The sequence below is a fragment of the Myroides sp. DW712 genome (assembly GCF_046557355.1).
In the GTDB taxonomy this organism is placed as follows: Bacteria; Bacteroidota; Bacteroidia; order Flavobacteriales; family Flavobacteriaceae; genus Flavobacterium.
Genome location: NZ_JBKFDO010000007.1, coordinates 34229 through 51613, shown reverse-complemented (window position 1 = coordinate 51613; position 17385 = coordinate 34229). Strand labels below are relative to the sequence as shown.

General features: G+C 34.9%; 16 protein-coding genes and 1 tRNA gene. 10 read left to right on the top strand and 7 right to left on the bottom strand.

The genetic code is table 11. The features are described 5' to 3' along the window. Positions 1 to 8 precede the first annotated feature (8 nt). The 5 genes from ACLJX0_RS07290 (at position 9) to ACLJX0_RS07270 (ending at position 7253) form a co-directional block, all read left to right on the top strand. A complete protein-coding gene (locus ACLJX0_RS07290) occupies positions 9 to 887 on the top strand; it encodes a hypothetical protein (RefSeq protein WP_410879476.1) in 879 nt (292 codons plus the stop codon). A gap of 135 nt (positions 888 to 1022) precedes the next feature. Further along, entirely contained in the window at positions 1023 to 1217 is a 195-nt protein-coding gene (locus ACLJX0_RS07285; protein WP_410879475.1) for a hypothetical protein, read from the top strand. Positions 1218 to 1279: 62 nt separating this feature from the next. Further along, complete coding sequence (locus ACLJX0_RS07280; RefSeq protein WP_410879473.1) at positions 1280 to 2179, top strand: toprim domain-containing protein; 900 nt, start codon at positions 1280 to 1282, stop codon at positions 2177 to 2179. 189 nt (positions 2180 to 2368) lie between these two features. Next, on the top strand, positions 2369 to 3280 hold the full coding sequence (locus ACLJX0_RS07275) for an ArdC family protein (RefSeq protein ID WP_410879471.1): 912 nt from the start codon (positions 2369 to 2371) through the stop codon (positions 3278 to 3280). Positions 3281 to 3566: 286 nt separating this feature from the next. Continuing rightward, entirely contained in the window at positions 3567 to 7253 is a 3687-nt protein-coding gene (locus ACLJX0_RS07270; RefSeq protein ID WP_410879470.1) for an N-6 DNA methylase, read from the top strand. Between the two features lie 8 nt (positions 7254 to 7261). On the opposite strand, the gene ACLJX0_RS07265 is transcribed toward ACLJX0_RS07270, so the two are convergent. The 5 genes from ACLJX0_RS07265 to ACLJX0_RS07245 form a co-directional block, all read right to left on the bottom strand. Then, positions 7262 to 7648: a hypothetical protein gene (locus ACLJX0_RS07265; protein ID WP_410879468.1), complete on the bottom strand. Its 387-nt coding sequence runs from the start codon at positions 7646 to 7648 to the stop codon at positions 7262 to 7264. Next, positions 7638 to 10379 (bottom strand): MobF family relaxase, encoded by a 2742-nt coding sequence (mobF, locus tag ACLJX0_RS07260; protein WP_410879466.1) that lies wholly within the window; start codon positions 10377 to 10379, stop codon positions 7638 to 7640. The genes ACLJX0_RS07265 and mobF overlap by 11 nt, the downstream gene beginning before the upstream one ends. A gap of 192 nt (positions 10380 to 10571) precedes the next feature. After that, positions 10572 to 11354 carry a hypothetical protein gene (locus ACLJX0_RS07255; RefSeq protein WP_410879465.1) on the bottom strand — a complete coding sequence of 261 codons (783 nt, stop codon included), beginning with the start codon at positions 11352 to 11354 and terminating at the stop codon, positions 10572 to 10574. 26 nt (positions 11355 to 11380) lie between these two features. Beyond that, the gene (locus ACLJX0_RS07250; protein WP_410879463.1) at positions 11381 to 12901 is read right to left on the bottom strand and encodes a type IV secretory system conjugative DNA transfer family protein; all 1521 of its coding nucleotides are present in this window, start codon (positions 12899 to 12901) and stop codon (positions 11381 to 11383) included. Between the two features lie 85 nt (positions 12902 to 12986). Further along, a complete protein-coding gene (locus ACLJX0_RS07245) occupies positions 12987 to 13391 on the bottom strand; it encodes a hypothetical protein (RefSeq protein ID WP_410879461.1) in 405 nt (134 codons plus the stop codon). A gap of 72 nt (positions 13392 to 13463) precedes the next feature. Here ACLJX0_RS07245 and ACLJX0_RS07240 point away from each other — a divergent pair, with 72 nt between their 5' ends. From ACLJX0_RS07240 to ACLJX0_RS07230, 3 genes are read left to right on the top strand one after another with little or no spacing between them, the layout of a single operon-like run. Then, the gene (locus ACLJX0_RS07240) at positions 13464 to 14387 is read left to right on the top strand and encodes a hypothetical protein (protein ID WP_410879459.1); all 924 of its coding nucleotides are present in this window, start codon (positions 13464 to 13466) and stop codon (positions 14385 to 14387) included. Positions 14388 to 14399: 12 nt separating this feature from the next. Then, entirely contained in the window at positions 14400 to 14669 is a 270-nt protein-coding gene (locus tag ACLJX0_RS07235) for a helix-turn-helix domain-containing protein (protein ID WP_410879457.1), read from the top strand. Position 14670: 1 nt separating this feature from the next. After that, a complete protein-coding gene (locus ACLJX0_RS07230; RefSeq protein WP_410879455.1) occupies positions 14671 to 14958 on the top strand; it encodes a hypothetical protein in 288 nt (95 codons plus the stop codon). A 75-nt stretch (positions 14959 to 15033) separates the two neighbouring features. Here the strand turns inward: ACLJX0_RS07230 and ACLJX0_RS07225 are convergent. Further along, positions 15034 to 15107: transfer RNA gene (locus ACLJX0_RS07225), tRNA-Met, on the bottom strand. Between the two features lie 148 nt (positions 15108 to 15255). Here ACLJX0_RS07225 and ACLJX0_RS07220 point away from each other — a divergent pair. Both ACLJX0_RS07220 and ACLJX0_RS07215 read left to right on the top strand, forming a co-directional pair. Continuing rightward, positions 15256 to 15642: an START-like domain-containing protein gene (locus tag ACLJX0_RS07220; protein ID WP_410879453.1), complete on the top strand. Its 387-nt coding sequence runs from the start codon at positions 15256 to 15258 to the stop codon at positions 15640 to 15642. 54 nt (positions 15643 to 15696) lie between these two features. Beyond that, entirely contained in the window at positions 15697 to 16542 is an 846-nt protein-coding gene (locus ACLJX0_RS07215) for an aminotransferase class IV (protein ID WP_410879452.1), read from the top strand. Between the two features lie 180 nt (positions 16543 to 16722). On the opposite strand, the gene ACLJX0_RS07210 is transcribed toward ACLJX0_RS07215, so the two are convergent. Continuing rightward, a complete protein-coding gene (locus tag ACLJX0_RS07210) occupies positions 16723 to 17286 on the bottom strand; it encodes a YqgE/AlgH family protein (protein WP_410879451.1) in 564 nt (187 codons plus the stop codon). Positions 17287 to 17385 lie beyond the last annotated feature (99 nt).

Here is a 17385-nt window from a genome sequence, read left to right as displayed (position 1 = left end):
CAATTTGTATGAAAAAATCACTTTTACTATTGCTTTTAACGGTCATTTTTATTGGCTGTTCTTCTGATGATTCAGGAGACTCAAACACGAACGGTAATTCATTCAATCCGCCATCATGGATTTTAGGAAAATGGACAACAGACATTAGTTCTGCACCTAGTATTGCTAACAGAAACCTATCATCAACTGAATTAGGGTTTGAATTTAAAACCGATGATTTTTGTTATATTACATCAGGTGTAACAACATGCTTTAAAACTATGTTGGGAACAATTGACGGAACGATTACTGAAGAAAAATCAGACACCCATTATAAAGTCAGTGTTACGATGCAGGGAACAAGCTACAATTATCATTTTGTAAAAGTATCCGATACCGAAATTCAAGAGATTATTTCTGATCCGAACGGATATGTACCGTATTACAGTCAAGATCACGATGATGATGTAACTACTCCATCATTACCAATCACTTTAGATTTCACAAACTTGAATCTTCCCGATGGTGCAACTTCTTTTATTGATCAGGGAATAGAATTTAAAACAGGTAACAGTTACCAAATGGGATGGATTGATTGTATAGAACCTAGCAATTTAGTTATAGAAGTAGTTCCTACAACAAATAATTCACAAGGAGGAATTGGCTTATGGCCAAGTACTCTTATCGCAGATGTCAGCCAATTACCTCATATTGAAAAAGTAATCGTTTCTATTAGCTCATATGGTTTGGGCAGAATAAGTATTTGTGATGAAAATGGCTTGATTGCTGAGCAAGAAATACCAGAGAATGGAGAACTAAATACAATAACGTTAGAAGTAGGAAGCAATCCTAATAGATTATATATTGCCAGTTTGGAGGGTATTGTTCATTCCGTAAGAATTGAATAATTATCACTCATTAACAGGATAATATTCCTTGTATTTAGCATAATGATTATGATATAAGGTATCAATTCCTATTGATTCGAGCGAGTCAATAGGAATTCTTATTTATCAATATCAGTATATTAAAACGAGGATTCAATGAAATTTGATGATCACGATACGTTATTTGACCGAAAAACAGCCGCAAGATATTTGGGTCTAAAAAATCATAATACACTTGCAGTATGGGATTGTACCAAACGCTACAATCTACATCCGATTAAAATCGGCCGTTCTGTCCGTTACCGTAAATCCGTACTTGATGCCTTTATTTTAGGGCAAGAAACAAAATAGTTTCTGAACGGTTTTATTCCGTTCACCAATTTTATCACACATCATATTCTTAGGAGGCTTCGATGAATATCGAGAAAGCTAAAACCATTCCTATTGCCCGAATTTTGGAAAAATTCAATTTAAAACCCATCCGATCATCGGATAAAGAACACTGGTATCTATCGCCTTTCCGTACCGAAAAAACACCAAGCTTTCACGTTCATAATCATAAAAACCTTTGGTTTGATTTTGGCGAAGCAACAGGCGGTGATAGCATTAAACTTGTCCAGATACTTCTTAAACAGCAAGGCAATGATAATTCCGTTTCGGAAGCCCTTAAATGGTTAGACAATAATACCGATAGTAATATTCAATATCATCCATCACATTTACAAGACGAGGGGAGTCAATCTCCTGTCTTACAACTTAAATCTGTTTCATCAATCAAAAATATTGCTCTAAAGCATTACCTTGAAAAGCGAGGTATTCCACTTTCCGTAGCCGAAAAACTGCTCAAACAAATCTCCTTTACCAATGAAAAATCGGGTAAAACAATCTTTGCTTTGGGGCTGGAAAACGAGGAAGAAGCTTTTGAGATACGAAACAGTTTCTTCAAAGGTTGTATTGGACAAAAGAGCATTTCTTTTATTCGTGGTACTCAACCCAAACCGTCAGGCATCAATATTTTCGAGGGAATGTTTGACTATCTTTCTGTTATTACCCAACGGAACGGCAGGCTTTTAAAGAATGATACCATCATTCTGAATTCATTAAACTGCCTGAAACAGATTGTTCCCTATGTGAAAGATTACGGCTATAAATTCGGGTACACTTGGCTTGATAATGACCTTGCAGGTAAGAAAGCAACACCAAAATTGCTAGAGATTTTCAAATCCGAAAATATAGCATTCTGTCCGATGAATTCTTTATATCAACCATATAAAGACGTAAATGCGGCTCATATAGCCAAGTTGGAATTGTAACAATTCCTTTTTAAAAAATACGGTCAGATGATGGAGCAAGGTTCATAACCGAACCCACTCCGTCACCAACTATTATTTTCCTCTGCCTTACAGGCATTCACTCGCCCATCCAAAATAACAGCCGGCTTGTCGTTCAAGCTTCGGTTGGAATTCCCTTGTTCATCAACCTTAACAAAAAGGAATTTCAAAATGACAACTCAAACTTTACCAAAACCGCAAACGAAATACCGTGATATTCATCAAGAGGTCACAGACACAATCATTGCACAGCTTGAAAAAGGTACAATTCCTTGGCGACAGCCTTGGCACGGTCAAACAAGCAAAGGTTTCTTTGATCTGCCTTATAATGCAATCAGCAACAATCATTATCAGGGCATCAATATTCTTCTTCTGTGGGGTGCAACCATTGAAAAGAATTTTGATACTGCCGAATGGGGTACATTCAAACAATGGTCAGAACAAAAGCAAACAATCCGTAAAGGTGAAAAAGGCTCGATGATTGTTTATTACGACACCATCGAAAAAGAAGATGATAAGGGAGAAGTCCAGAAAATCCCATTTCTGAAAGCTTATCATGTATTCAATCGCTGTCAGCTTAACAGCTATACATCGCAAGAAAATGATACAACAAACGAAACTTTACCTTTGGTACAGCGGATTGATGTTGTGGACAGCTTTATAGAAAATACCCAAGCTGTTATCGAACACGGTGCAGATGGAGCTTTTTATCGTCCGAGTGAGGATAAAATTTATATGCCAAATGTTGAGGCTTTTCGTGACACAAAGACCTGTGCCGCAACCGAGGGTTATTATTCTACCTTGTTACATGAACTAGTACATTGGTCAGGTGCAGAAAAACGCATGAACCGTACAAAGGGTAAAAAGTTTGGTGATAATCAATATGCAGTCGAAGAACTGGTTGCCGAGCTTGGCTCTGCGTTTCTGTGTGCCGAATTTGATATTGCCACAGCAGAAAAGGGCGATCACGCAAGTTACATTGCTAATTGGCTGAAAGTTCTTAAAGATAACAAGCATTGCATTGTTACCGCAGCCAGCGAGGCATCAAAAGCGGTTAATTACATGAAGCAGTTAAATTATTAGACAAAAACAAAGCCCGATTTAGTCGGGCTTTGCTTTGAAAAATATAAATAGTAATCCTTTTTTTGTATATTATTTAAATTATTTTTTTTATGTTTTTGTTTTATATGATTAAATTTGCTATATTATTTACTTTCGCTAAGCAGGGATATTTTCTATATGGAAAATAGATGTTTAGGAATGACATTTAGATTGTGTAGATAAAATAATTTTTTATGGTACAATTTATTTGCTAAAATGAAGCGTATTCACTTTAAACAATTATGACGTATCAGAATTCTAAAAGAAAATGAAAAATATAAAAAAACATATAACGATATTAGGGTTCTTTCCAAAGGAAAACACTTCAGGAATTTTTCAAAAGAAATATTCCAAAGCAGATAACTATTCTATTGAAATTGATTTTGAACAACAGATTATAAATTTTGGAAAGAAGATAAAGGGAGAGAGCAAGACCACACAGAACTTTTCTCAGGCTGAAAATTGGGTTGTTTTGGAATGTGTTGATAGATTACTAGAAAAAGGCTATCAACCACAAAATATAACATTAGAGAAAACTTGGAAAACAGGACACGGGACAAGTGGAAGATTAGATATCTTAGTGTCTAAGGATGATGGTTCTGCTTACTTGATGATTGAATGTAAAAACTGGGGGACAGAATTCGAGAAAGAATTTAAAAACCTAGAAAAAAATGGTGGGCAACTTTTTACGTATTTTCAACAAGATAAGAATGCGGATGTTTTGATGCTATACACTTCTAAATTAGAAGGAAATAGTATCGAATATAAAAATATAATTGTAAAAATAGAAGAAGATTACCGACAAACAGGTAACGTAAAAGATTTTTATGAACGATGGAATAAGCTTCCTAAAACTAATGGAGTTTTTGAGAACTGGGTTGAACCTTATGAATTTCAGAGCAAGGCTTTAACTAGAAATGATTTAAAGGTTTTAAAACAAGAAGACAGCGGTTTTATTTTTAATCGTTTCTTGGAAATTCTCCGACACAATGTTGTTTCGGACAAACCCAATGCTTTCAATAAAATATTTACACTTTTCTTGTGTAAAATTGTCGATGAAAACAGGAACCCTGATGAACAGCTTCACTTTCAATGGTTAGAAGGAGAAGATGATCATATTTCTTTTCAGAAACGGTTGACTGACCTTTACAATAGAGGAATGTTAGAATTATTGGAAAAAAAGGTAACTGATGTCAGCGATACTGAATTTGATAAACAGTTTCAGCAAGTCGAAGATCAGTATAAAGATAAATTCAAGGAAATTCTGACAGAAATTCGTCTTAAAAAGAATAACGAATTTGCTATAAAAGAAGTGTATGACGATGTATCGTTTGAAGATAATGCAAAAGTTGTAAAAGAAGTTGTAGAACTTTTGCAAGTTTACCAAATCAGATATAATTATCGTCAACAGTTTTTAAGTGATTTCTTTGAATTACTTTTAACGACTGGATTAAAGCAAGAATCTGGACAGTTTTTTACACCTGTTCCGATCGCTCGTTTTATTATCAAAAGTTTGCCTATTCAGGAAATTGCATTGAATAAAATTGAACAAGGAAATAAAAACGATTTATTACCTACGATTATTGATTATGCGGCAGGAAGCGGGCATTTCATTACTGAATCAATGGAAATTGTACAGGAGTACATTGATAGATTAGATGAAAATCAATACACACCTACCACCAAAAGAGCCATAAAAAAATGGAAGGAAGACCAATTTGATTGGGCAGAAAACTATGTCTATGCAATTGAAAAGGACTATCGTTTAGTAAAAACAGCTAAGGTAAGCTGTTACTTACATGGTGATGGTTTAGCAAAGGTTATTCACGGAGATGGTTTGGGAGATTTTGCAACTTCAAATTATTTCAAAGATTTATTGAAGGTTAATGATAAAACTTATCCGCAAGATAACAAGCAATTTGACATCGTAATTTCAAATCCACCCTATTCTGTTTCTGCTTTCAAAGGAACAATGATGGAAGAGGAAAAAGCTAAACAAGCTTTTGACCTTTACAGTCGTTTGACTGACCAAAGCAGTGAAATTGAATGCTTGTTTATTGAAAGAACCAAACAGCTTTTAAAAGATGGTGGTGTAGCAGGTATTATTTTACCCAGCAGTATTTTAAATAATACTGGTATTTATACCCAAACTCGTGAAATCATTTTAAAATACTTTGATGTTTTAGGTATTACAGAGTTAGGGTCGAGCACTTTTATGGCTACTCAGGTAAATACTGTAACGTTATTTTTGAGACGAAGAAACAATGCAGATGCTATCAATATTGAAGAAGCCGTAAAGAAGCTCTTTACCAATCTTAAAGACGTAACCATAAATGGTATTGAAACTCCCGTTCATAAATATGTCTCTCACGTTTGGGAAGGATTAGTATATGAAGATTATCTTACGTTACTGAGAAAGAAGCCAAATGATGCAGTACGAAAACACGAAATATACCAAGAGTATAACCAAAAAATAAAAGCTAAAGATGAATCCGAAAAATGGAATACCATCTTGGCTTTGGAACAAGAAAAATTGTTGTATTTTATTATTGCGTATCCTCAAAAGCTTGTTTTAGTAAAAACGGGAGAAAAAAATGATGAAAAACGTTTCTTAGGTTATGAGTTTAGTAACCGTAGAGGTAATGAAGGGATTCATTCGGTACAGCGAGGAAGGACAATTGATGAATGCACTCAATTATATGATGCAGAAGTTTTTGATAATCCCGAAAAAGCAAGTACCTATATTTTCAAAGCTTTTCAAGGAGAGTTTGATTTAGATATTGCGGAAAACTTACTACAAAATGTAGGCTATCAAAATTTAGTAGATATGCTTGCTTTTGATAGAGTCACTTTTGAAAAAACCATATCGCTTTCTACTAAAAAAAAAGTAAAAATTGAAAGTAAATGGGAACAAAAACTAATCTCTAACAGCGTGCAAAAGATCGAAGGAAATACTACGAAAATTGAAAAATATAATATCCTTGAAAGTGGTAAATATCCTGTAATTACTCAAGAAAAAGAAAAATTTATTTCAGGATATACCAATCAAAATAATCCTGTTACGGATTTGCCAATAATTTTATTTGGAGACCATTCTTGTAGTTTAAAATATATTGATTTTGAATTTTTTAGAGGTGCAGATGGTACTGTATTATTAAAACCCACAAGTGAATTTATTCCTAAATATTTTTTCAATGTTCTATATTATTCTATATTCGACTTAATAGAGAATCGAGAAAAATATGAACGTCATTACAAGTATTTACAAAACTTATATATCCCACTACCGCCCCAAAATGTGCAAGAAAAAATTGTACAAGAAATAGAAATTTTAGAAAAAATAGATGCAAAATTAAATAAAGCTGTTGAGGAATTGAAAAAAGAAATTAAAAAGTGCCTTAATAAAACTGTTGGGGAAAATAAAAGACTTAAAGATGTTTGCCAATACTCAAATAAAAAAATTGAATCGTCCTTACTTACCCCAATGAATTACATTGGAGTAGATAATATGTTACAAAACATGAAAGGCAAAATTAATTCCAATTTTGTTCCTGATTCAGGCACATCAACAGAATACAAAACAGGAGACATTTTATTGTCGAATATTAGACCATATTTGCAAAAAATTTGGTTTGCAGAGAATGATGGCGGTAGTTCAAATGATGTTTTGGTTTTACAAAAAAAAGATAAAGGCGTTGATTCAAAGTACATTTATTACATATTGAAACAAAAAGAGTATTTTTACTATGTAATGGAAGAGCCTAGGGGAGTTAAAATGCCTCGTGGTGATAAACAACATATCATGGAGTATAAAATAACTCTCCCTAGTTTGCCTGAGCAACAGAAAATTGTTAAACAGATAGAAGAAATCGAAACTAAAATTGCCAAACTCGAAAAAGAAATTGCAGAAATTCCAAAACAAAAAGAAGCGATTTTAAAGAAGTATTTGAACTAACAAATTGCTCAGTTATGAGTAAACTTAATTCCTATAATAATCGGTATATTGTTTTTTGATAAATCATTATACCGATTATCAATTGCCATTATTGATTTAGGCGAGTGCTGCATAAAATCCTGAAACAGTTTTTCAAGATTATAACCCTGTAACATGATTGTGCTGGTTGTGAATTGCAGCGTTATTTTATTTTCTTCGGGCAAGTATTCACCCGAAACCAAATAATTGTAATTCAGAAATATCTGTTTGCCGTCCAGTAGGACGAAACACACATTCCGAACACCTATATAATTTTCATCGAAATAAGTAATATTTTCGGCTTCTTTTGAATCATTCTTTTTTGTCGGATCGCCTGATAAATAATCATCAAGGCGGCTTTTATAATCATAGCTCATAATCACGTGTATAGTTATTGCGGTTGTATTGTTTTGTTACTTCCTGTTTGTTCTGTTCCTTTTGCTGTTCTTTGGTAATCAGATTTTGCCTTACATAATCATGTTGTCTGTGTTCGACCAGTTCCATTGCCGATTGTCGATTACCAAATTCCGATGTGTATTCCAGTAATTGCTCTTTATCATCCGTGTAAATATGCACATCATCACGCCCACGTGATACAGATACATAAAATTGTTTTGCATCCGTAGCCGCAAAGGTTGCGGCAGGCTGATGAATAAAAATCTCATCCACCGTTTTACCTTGCGAGGCATAAGACGTAACACAATGGGCATGACTGATATGCCCAAAATCCTTATCAAGATGATAGGTGTGTTTGCTTTTCGGGTTGATAAGGGTAATACCGTTTTTCTTGGAAACAGATTTGATTTCTAAACTATCCCCATTGTTAAGCCGTTTGTTACCTGTATCAAATCCGTTTCTTGTCACATGAATTTTATCGCCTTTGGCAAGACGGATTTCTTTTTCCTCGAATACATCAAAATTCTTTGACGAGGAAATAGCGATGCTCATCTCTTTGTCTTCAGAATTTCGGATATACAAATTCTTTTCATCGGCATTTTCAACCATCCATGTACTACCACGTTTAACGCCTTTTATATTCTGATTGAACTGCAAAACGTGTCCTTGCTGGTAAGAACGATAATCCGATTTTTCGGCTTCGGTCATATTCAGATTTGAAAGTTTCTTTGCCGATATTTCACGCTTGCCGATTATTCCCTGTTGTTTCAGTTGTTCACGTACAAGACTGGTTACTTCTTCACCCTGTTTATGAGTAGGAGAAATAATCAAGGCTGATTTCCCCTTTTTTATTGTTGCCACATAATCATCGACCAGTTGCATATTGGGTTTTAAGGAATCAATTTCCTTTACGGCACCAAGATTGTCCAATTTATCAAAAGCCGTCTTTACATCACCGTTTGACAAATCCTGTACCGCTTCCCGATACGCTTCTTTGCGTTGACGGTATATTTTATTGACTTCGGCAGTTTTGATGCCGCCAACAGTATTCAGAATACGTAACGCATCACCACGCACCACGCTTGCGTGCTGTCTTGTATCGCCACCCAATATCAATCGGGCATTTTGCTTGTCCGTTATTTGTAACAGACGTTTCATATCGCCTGTACCTAATAATCCTGCCTCATCAACCCAAAGTACCTGGTCTTTGATGCTTTCCTGCATCTTGGTATCGACAAGGAACTTTGCGACCGTTTCAGCATTATCAAAACCCTCATCTTTCAAAACCCCACGTGAAGCCTGTGCCGTAGGGGCAATAACAGTTATTTCTTTTCCAGTAGCCCTGATTTTTTCAGCAGCTTCTTTCATCAACGTTGTTTTGCCCGAACCGGCAGCACCCCGAACAATCGACACACGATTACTGGTGGTCAAAATATGCTCAACCGCATTTTTTTGCTGTCCTGTCACATTCAGGGCAGGGGCTTGTTTATAAAGTGGTATAACTTTGCCAACCCCTTTTCGGGCAAGATTAACCATTTCTTTTTCTTCGGATAAAACCTCTTTGGTCGTACACATAATACGCCCTTTTTCCTTGACCCGAATAATATTCGGGTTTTGCCAAACAGAACGGTCAATTTGGGATATAAGAATATTCTCTTGTCCTGTGGTGTAGCGATAAGCTTCGGCTAATAACCGTCTTTCAGGCATAACAGATGATCGCTCAAAAGCATGATTCAAAGCATATGAAACGGCTTTATCAGGTTCAGGACTGGAATAATTACGTTCTTTTGGCTTTCGGATTGGGGCATTGTATTCGGGGTTATTATCGAGGTTCACGACCGTTTCCAGTTGCCGAATTTGTCTTTTCCATTCCTGCCGAAGTTCGGACATGGACATTCCTTGCTGTTTCCTGCTTCTTGTTCTTGCTCCAAGAGCATCAAGGACTTTGGCTGAATGGATGCCTTTTTCTTCCGCAATACGCCCGATTTCATCGGTACGTTTAGAAAAATAATCAATAACACGTTTAGGAACGCCTTTTATCTCGAATGAGTTTTTAGTCCGTTCAATCTCATACCCTGCCAGACTTAATTTATCGGCAAGGGTCTTGTGAAACCGTGCCTGATAATAGGGCATATCACGTTTTATATCCCGAAATTGGGCTGCCTTATAACTTTTTTCGTCCTCATCCCAAGTCGCATTGAAAACAAAGCAATGAGCGTGTAAATGCGGGTCAGGGGCGTAATGCTCAACAGGTCTTGCCGTCTGATGGGTAAATTCCGCCCAAACCAGCTCACTAGTCTTTCGGTCTTGATATTTACCACCCTTACGCACACGGGTCATAGCATCACGTTCGATTTCTTGCATGGTTTCCGAAACGCTTTGTTCAAACAAATCCATAATATGTCGATCACCACTTAAGGCGTGAACGATTGAAACGGATTTGGGGCAATGGAAATTTATATCATAGCCGACCGTTCGGTTTTCTTTGACACGTTGTGTCAATGTATCGCCATTCTTTGGATGCCTGTTTTCGCACAAGGCAAAAAAATCATCCTTACTCGCATCGATACCTAAACCAAGTCTGTTGACCAATTTGCCCTGAAATTTACCTTTCAGTTCTTGGTCATTGATATAATAATCAGCTTGACTTAAAGCAGAGGAAAAATAACTTTTTGCACCAGCAGCCGATTTGCTTTGTATCATTCTTATCATAAGAATGGTGTTTTATATTATTTCATATTGAAAACGTAAAAATTGATTATCTAATAAAGACAAATAACCGTTCTTAAATAAACCAACATAGCCCGGAAATTATCAGGGCTATGTTAGGGCAAGATATTGTTATTATGATAACGTCTATTAAATAATTTATATCAGACATCTTCCCTAAGCAGTGCTTAAGGGTTATTCGGCATCGGAAATATTGTCATCATCTTCATAAAATTTCTCATAAACTTTTTGTCTCCATTCTTTTGATTTTGGTTTATCCCCATAAAAACGAAAGCCGTCAGATGTCGGTTCGTCAGAAATAAAAGCATCAGATAATTGCTCATTACAGATAATTTCATCAATCTTATCGAGTATGAAATCATCCCCTTTTGCATAGGAAGCTGCATAGCCAATACTATAAGAGATAGAGCATATAATAAGAAACCAACCCAATAGATTTTGATTGATTATAATACAAAGTAGTCCGATTAAAAAAGCGGCAAGCGGTTCAATATAAATTTCAATTTGTCTAACTGAAAACGGTTTTCCTTTATATTTTAGAGATAGGAAAAAGGGTAAAATATCACCGTTTGAAAGGCTGAAATGCTTCATGTCAAATATGTCATTTATATGCTTTATATCTTTGTATCGTAAATACGAAAAGACACAAAATGCGACTATAAATAAATACCAAAGCCAGTATGATTTAATGGTGTCCCAAATTCCGTCTGGACGATCATATCCATAACGAGAAAAAGAAATTGCAATAGGTTGTACTATAAATGGTAGAAGTAGCATAAAAAAAGCAACAAGCGTTGCTGCGGAACGCTTAAAATAGCGTCTTCCCATATTTTTTCTGATAAACACCTCAATAACCAATCTTGGAAATGAGGCTATGCCTAAAAAGAAATCAAAAATCGCATCTTTGATGTCATTTTTTCTAAGTAATACCGATCGAAAGTAAAGGTTTTTTTTCATGAATAAGGGATTTAAAAGTTATATAACTAAGGTTCATATTCTTGATTGAATCGTATTCGGTGATGACTATATCCATCTTGAATGATAAGTCCTTGCACGTGAATATAGCCCGTAACTTTTTTGTCATTTTTATTGCCCCCTGTAAGAAGTACATTGAATGTTTCGGGACGTACAAGTTTAAGTAGTTTTAAAGATACGGTTCGGGTAATGCTAACTTTTCCGTCAACTGTATTCGTTGATTCATTCCAATCTTCTTTATAATCTTCGCCTATCAATTCAGAAGCATATTTATTTGTTTCAATATCCGCATTGGCATGGAATATTTTTGTTGCCAACGTTCCTAAAAAACTCTTGACCTTAAATTCCGCTTTTGCACCGCCCATATTGGCATAGTAGTTAGGTAGGTTCTGCGAGATATAAACTGTAGCAATGCGAGAGCTGCGGGCAGTCGCTTGATATTCGGGATCATATTCGTGCAGGAAATTCTGGGCTTCATCTGCCCAAAGAAAAACAGGACGACCGTTTTCTTTGACATTCCGTTTTTCCATTGCACGTTGCCAGATATATTTAAACATGATTTGTATATCACGCCCGACTTTGTGATAAATTTTGACGGGGAGATTGATGATGATAATTTTACCATTCAGACAATCGTCAGGTGTAAATGTTGATGGCTTATTAAAAAACAGGGAATATACAGGTTCTCTTAGCAAACGATAGAGAAAGCCTGTAAAGGTAAAATCAACAATAGAACGTGTTTTTTCATTTAAATCAGCATAAGTGTTCAAGAAAAATTCTTTGACTGATGCAAATATTCGTGCTTCAGGTACATTTTGTAAAATGGCTTCATGCTGTTCATCCTCAGTCATTTTGGATTGCTCATAAATTCCAATTGTTGAAGACCATCGCACATTTTTTTCTCTAACATGATCAATTGCAAGTAGCATTGCCTTATCAAATTCAACAATCTCATCAGTGTCATTCACTACAACATGATTATTTTTTGTTTTCTTTAAAAATGCAGATTTTAGAACGGTGCGAGCAATGTTATATAAAAGTTCAATAGAAACTTTTTGATATGCAAGCATGCATAAATCAATCGTATTGGAAATAAGCATATCCGAAGCATTTTCCCAAAAAGGATCGTCATTTTTTCCTGTATCTTTTTCTTCACTCGCTCGAATAACGGTTTTTAAAACCTGCATAATATTATCGGTATAAGAGTCTCCATGCTGATTGCTACTTTCGTAATCCATGATGTTGAAGTAATGCTTTCCTTTTGGTTCAGCAATAATCAAATCATTTTCACGATTAGCAATTTTGCAGTACTTTATCCATTCATCTTTTTCATCATGTTTAACGGTTAGAACCAAACCGCCATAACCTTTGGATAAATATTTAAGGGCAAAAAAACGTCCAGAACCAGAGGTTTTACCTGATCCGATACCGCCAAATATCTGCAATCCCTCAACGGAATTACCAATTGTCCAAGGAACTTTTTCTTTCCCAATAAAAAGTATTGGGTCATCTAAGCTATACGAATTCACAAGTAGTTAATTTTAAGACTAATATAAAAAGTAACTATCTCGCAAAGAATAAGTTTGAATCAAATTATTGTAAAGTAATCGTTAGCTAACTAGCGTTCCACAAATGTTCGGGGATTTGTGCTTCAGGATTCACATGTTTCAAACGTTCTGCATCATAGGGAATATCAATCTCTAATAATTCTCCGATAGCCATTTTGAAGAAATTATCTAAAAATTCCCAATCGTAAGTCAATTTGTATTTTACTTTAGCTTCGATAATACGAGCGATATACTCTCTTACTTCGAATTCTTTGGTTTTTTCTATTGTATGCGGATCATATGCATCTTTTGCATAGTGTCGTAACGCTTTTCTTGCTAATGGAGCAAATCTTCTGAACTCATATTTACCGACTAAAAATACAAGGTCACGCATAAACGAGCCATAAATAAATTCACCCGATACGTTATTTCTTTCTTCTGCAACGGCAAACAAATTTTTTTCGTAAGGCATTTTTACCTACCTTTAATGCGATGAATACGAATGAATTATAATGTAAAATTTTATTAAAATCAATTTGTTTTTATGTCTGAAAGACCAATGCCCGATTGGATGATGCAATATGTATCTCATATCGCAACAGAAGAGTGTTACAAAAATTTTCGTGAATTATCAAAGGACTATTATACAGAATTAGATAAGGAAAATATTATAGCAAAACCTGCTCTAAAATTGGAAATGCTTAATATTAATCGTGTAGCTAAACACGAAATATCTAAAGCTGAAGCAGAATACCAAAAATTTAGTATAACTGAAAAATATAAGGAAAAAGCTTCTTATCTAGCTCAAACTTATGGATGTCATAGACCAGACTATCAGGAAGCTATTTATTATAAAACTGATGAGATGAGAAATAATAATCCGCAAGGTCAGTATATTTCTCATGAAGATCCAATAGCAAAAAAAGCGATTGAAAATTATAGGCGAAGATTTCCTGAAAGAGCAGAAAAAAGCCAAGAGAATTTTACAAAGTTCAGAAATAAGGAATTAAAAGAAATTGATGCATCAAAATATAGCACGAATGAATTTAATAAATCCCAAGATAGGTTTGATGCTTTACGGAATTTTCAAAATAAATCATTCGATGATATAGCGGCAAATTTACGAGAAAAACTTAACGCAAATAACAGGGAAATTACTCAGCAACCTAAGGCTGAAGCATCTGAAAATAAAATCATAGATAATATAGTTGAATCAGTAAAAGATATTGAGGGTGCGTCAGATGATAAAAAAGATGATAAAGACAACATAGATAATAAAGATAAGTTAGCTGACGACGATAATGCTAAATATAAAATGTCAGATAGTTATTTTAAAAAAGAAGGTATTACAATTAATAGAAGTGATGGTGACAAAGCTAACCCTGTTGCATCTAAAAGCGTAAGTTATTCAGGAGGAAGACAACAAGAGAATACTCCTGATAAAAGTAAATCACTTAGTAAAGAATAAAATTATTTTATCATGCAGGTAATTTGTCTTGAAGAAAAAGCATTTTATGAACTTGTGGAACAAGTCGTAGAACGGTTGAAAGAAAAAAATAATGTAACACGTGATAAGTGGGTATCGAATGAAGAGGCAATGCGATTATTAAACATCAAATCTAAAACGACATTACAAAAACTACGTGATGAAGGGAAAATTAGATTTACGAAACCAGAAAAGAAGATCATTCTTTATGATCGAGACTCTATAGATGTATATTTAGAAAAATACTCAAAAAACACATTTTAATATGAATGCACATTATGAACATGATGAGGTGACTCCCTCACAAGAATATATAAAAGCATTTAATGAGGGATATTTTATTGCCAAATATAATTCTGAACTATCTTCAAAAACTGTATCAATCAATAATTCTTCAGAGAAAGGAAAAGCTTTTACATTAGGGATGATGCAGGTTGAAATAGAAAAGAAACTAGATAAAAATAACTTTTCTATGTTTAAAACCCAATCAAAATCCAACACAGGTCAGCAAAAAGACAAAGGAAAGGATTATATTGATTTGGAAAAAGAGTAGTAAAAAGTTGTACCTATGTTGTACCAAATGTAAAAGGGCTGAAAGAAAATTTCTTTCAGCCCTTGATTTTACTTGTAGCGAAGACGGGATTTGAACCCGTGACCTCAGGGTTATGAATCCTGCGCTCTAACCAACTGAGCTACCTCGCCAAATGTTGGTTTTTATTCTATTTCTAGAATGCGAGTGCAAAGTTACTATTATTTTCATATAAAGCAAACGGTAAGCTTCTTAAAAAATATTTTTTTATTACCAAAATATGTTTATATTCGAGGAATTATAACTTTTTTAAGTACAGCTATGAAAGAAAAATATGAATTAGAATTTTCAATAAATTCGTCCCCTCAATTGTTATATCAATACGTGTCAGATCCTTCAGGATTAAGCGAATGGTTCGCTGATAACGTAAACTCAAGAGGAGAAGTTTATTCTTTTATATGGGGAGATTCGGAAGAAAAAGCAAGAGTAGTAACGCGAAAAGCAGACGAAAGAGTTCGTTATAGATGGCTGGATGAAGAGGGAGATGATACCGAATATTACTTTGAAATAAAAATAATACGCGATGAATTGACCAAAGATGTAACCATCATCGTGACTGATTTTGCAGAAGTAGACGAAATAGATGAATCAAAACAGTTGTGGGAAAATCAAATCATGGATTTAAAACAAGTGTTGGGTTCTGCCTAATTTCCATAAAATATAACTTATATTTGCCGTTAATAGTAATCACAAATTCAACCTATGATTAATGTTAACGGCAAACTTGTTTCTACTACAGTCCTAGCAATAGAAAGTAACCGCGGTTTCTTATATGGAGATGCTGTTTTTGAAACAGTACGCGTGCTTGATAAAAAAGTACTATTCGCTGAAGATCACTACTTCCGATTGATGTCTTCTATGCGAATCATGCGTATGGAAATTCCCATGCACTTTACCTTAGAAAATTTTCAAGAAGAAATTATACAAACAGCAAACGCGATGCAAGTAGAAGCAAAAGCTTTCCGCGTGCGCTTTACGGTCTATCGAGACGCAGAAGGAAAATACTTACCGAAAGAAAATAAAAGCATCGGATTCGTCGCTACAGCTGAAGCATTAACCGAAGCGGTCTATACCTTCCAAGAACAACCCTATGAAGTGGAACTGTACAAAGATTTCTACGTAGCAGCTAATTTACTGTCAACCGTAAAAACCACTAATCGTGCAGTCAATGTACTAGCGAGTATTTTCGCTGCTGAAAACGACTACCAAAACTGCTTGTTAGTCAATGACAAGAAGAATATTATTGAAGCAGTGAACGGTAATTTGTTTGTAGTGAATCAAAACGTCATTAAAACCCCTCCATTGGACGAAGGTTGTATAAAAGGAGTAATGCGCAAGCAAATCATAGAACTCCTTGCAAAACACCCAGAATACACCTTAGAGGAAGGAGCAATCTCTCCATTCGAATTGCAAAAGGCAGATGAAATCTTTATCAGCAATGTAATTGTAGGAATACAACCTGTAACCAAATACAGAAAAAAAACTTTCACTACCCAAGTTTCTAAAGACTTAATCGATCGCTTAAATGCAAAAATTCGATTAATGTAGATTTTTTTTGGTGCTGAGAGAAGAGAATGGGAGAAGAGTAAAATTTTGAATATAACAAGAGAAGGCTTGCAATTGCAAGCCTTCTCTTGTTATATTAGTTTACAGTAATCAGTTTAAAAAAGAAAGTTAATTTAATGATTGAAAAAATCACCCATTTCTCTTTTCTCTTTTCCAAAAAAATCAATTTAAATTCGGGTTTTCTGGTGCATTGGACCAAATACTAAAATCCTTTCCCAGTGTTTGCATGGCTTGTTTCCAATACGACTTTGTTGCTTGTTCAAAGAGGTTGAAAGGAAGTGTTATCGTCTTTACCCAATGTTGGTTGGAGAGTTCCATTTCCAATTGTCCATTATCCCAGCCAGCATAACCCATAAAGAAACGCACATCCAGATGGGTGAGTAGTCCCAATTCAATATGATGAAAGATAGCGTTAAAATCACCACCCCAATACAACTGATCGGTAATGGCAATGCTATCAGGTATTAAATCTGGACATTGGTGAATGCAAAACAAGCGATCCGACTCAACAGGACCTCCGTGATAAACAGTAAAAGCACCCGTACTCTCTGGCACGAGTTCACTCAACAAATAAGGGGTTGGTTTATTCAAGATAAAACCCATGCAACCATCGAGGTTGTGATCGGTTAATAAAATCACAGATTGGTTGAATTCGAGGTCTGTCGGATTGTAAGCAGAGGGAAGTGCAACCAAGTAATCTCCTTTGTTAATCTCGTGTCTTGTCATAGCAATAAGGCATAAAAAAAAGTCTCATTATACAATATAATAAGACTTTTTTAATTTTTTACTATTTAGATATGTTTATATTACATAAACAAAGTCAGT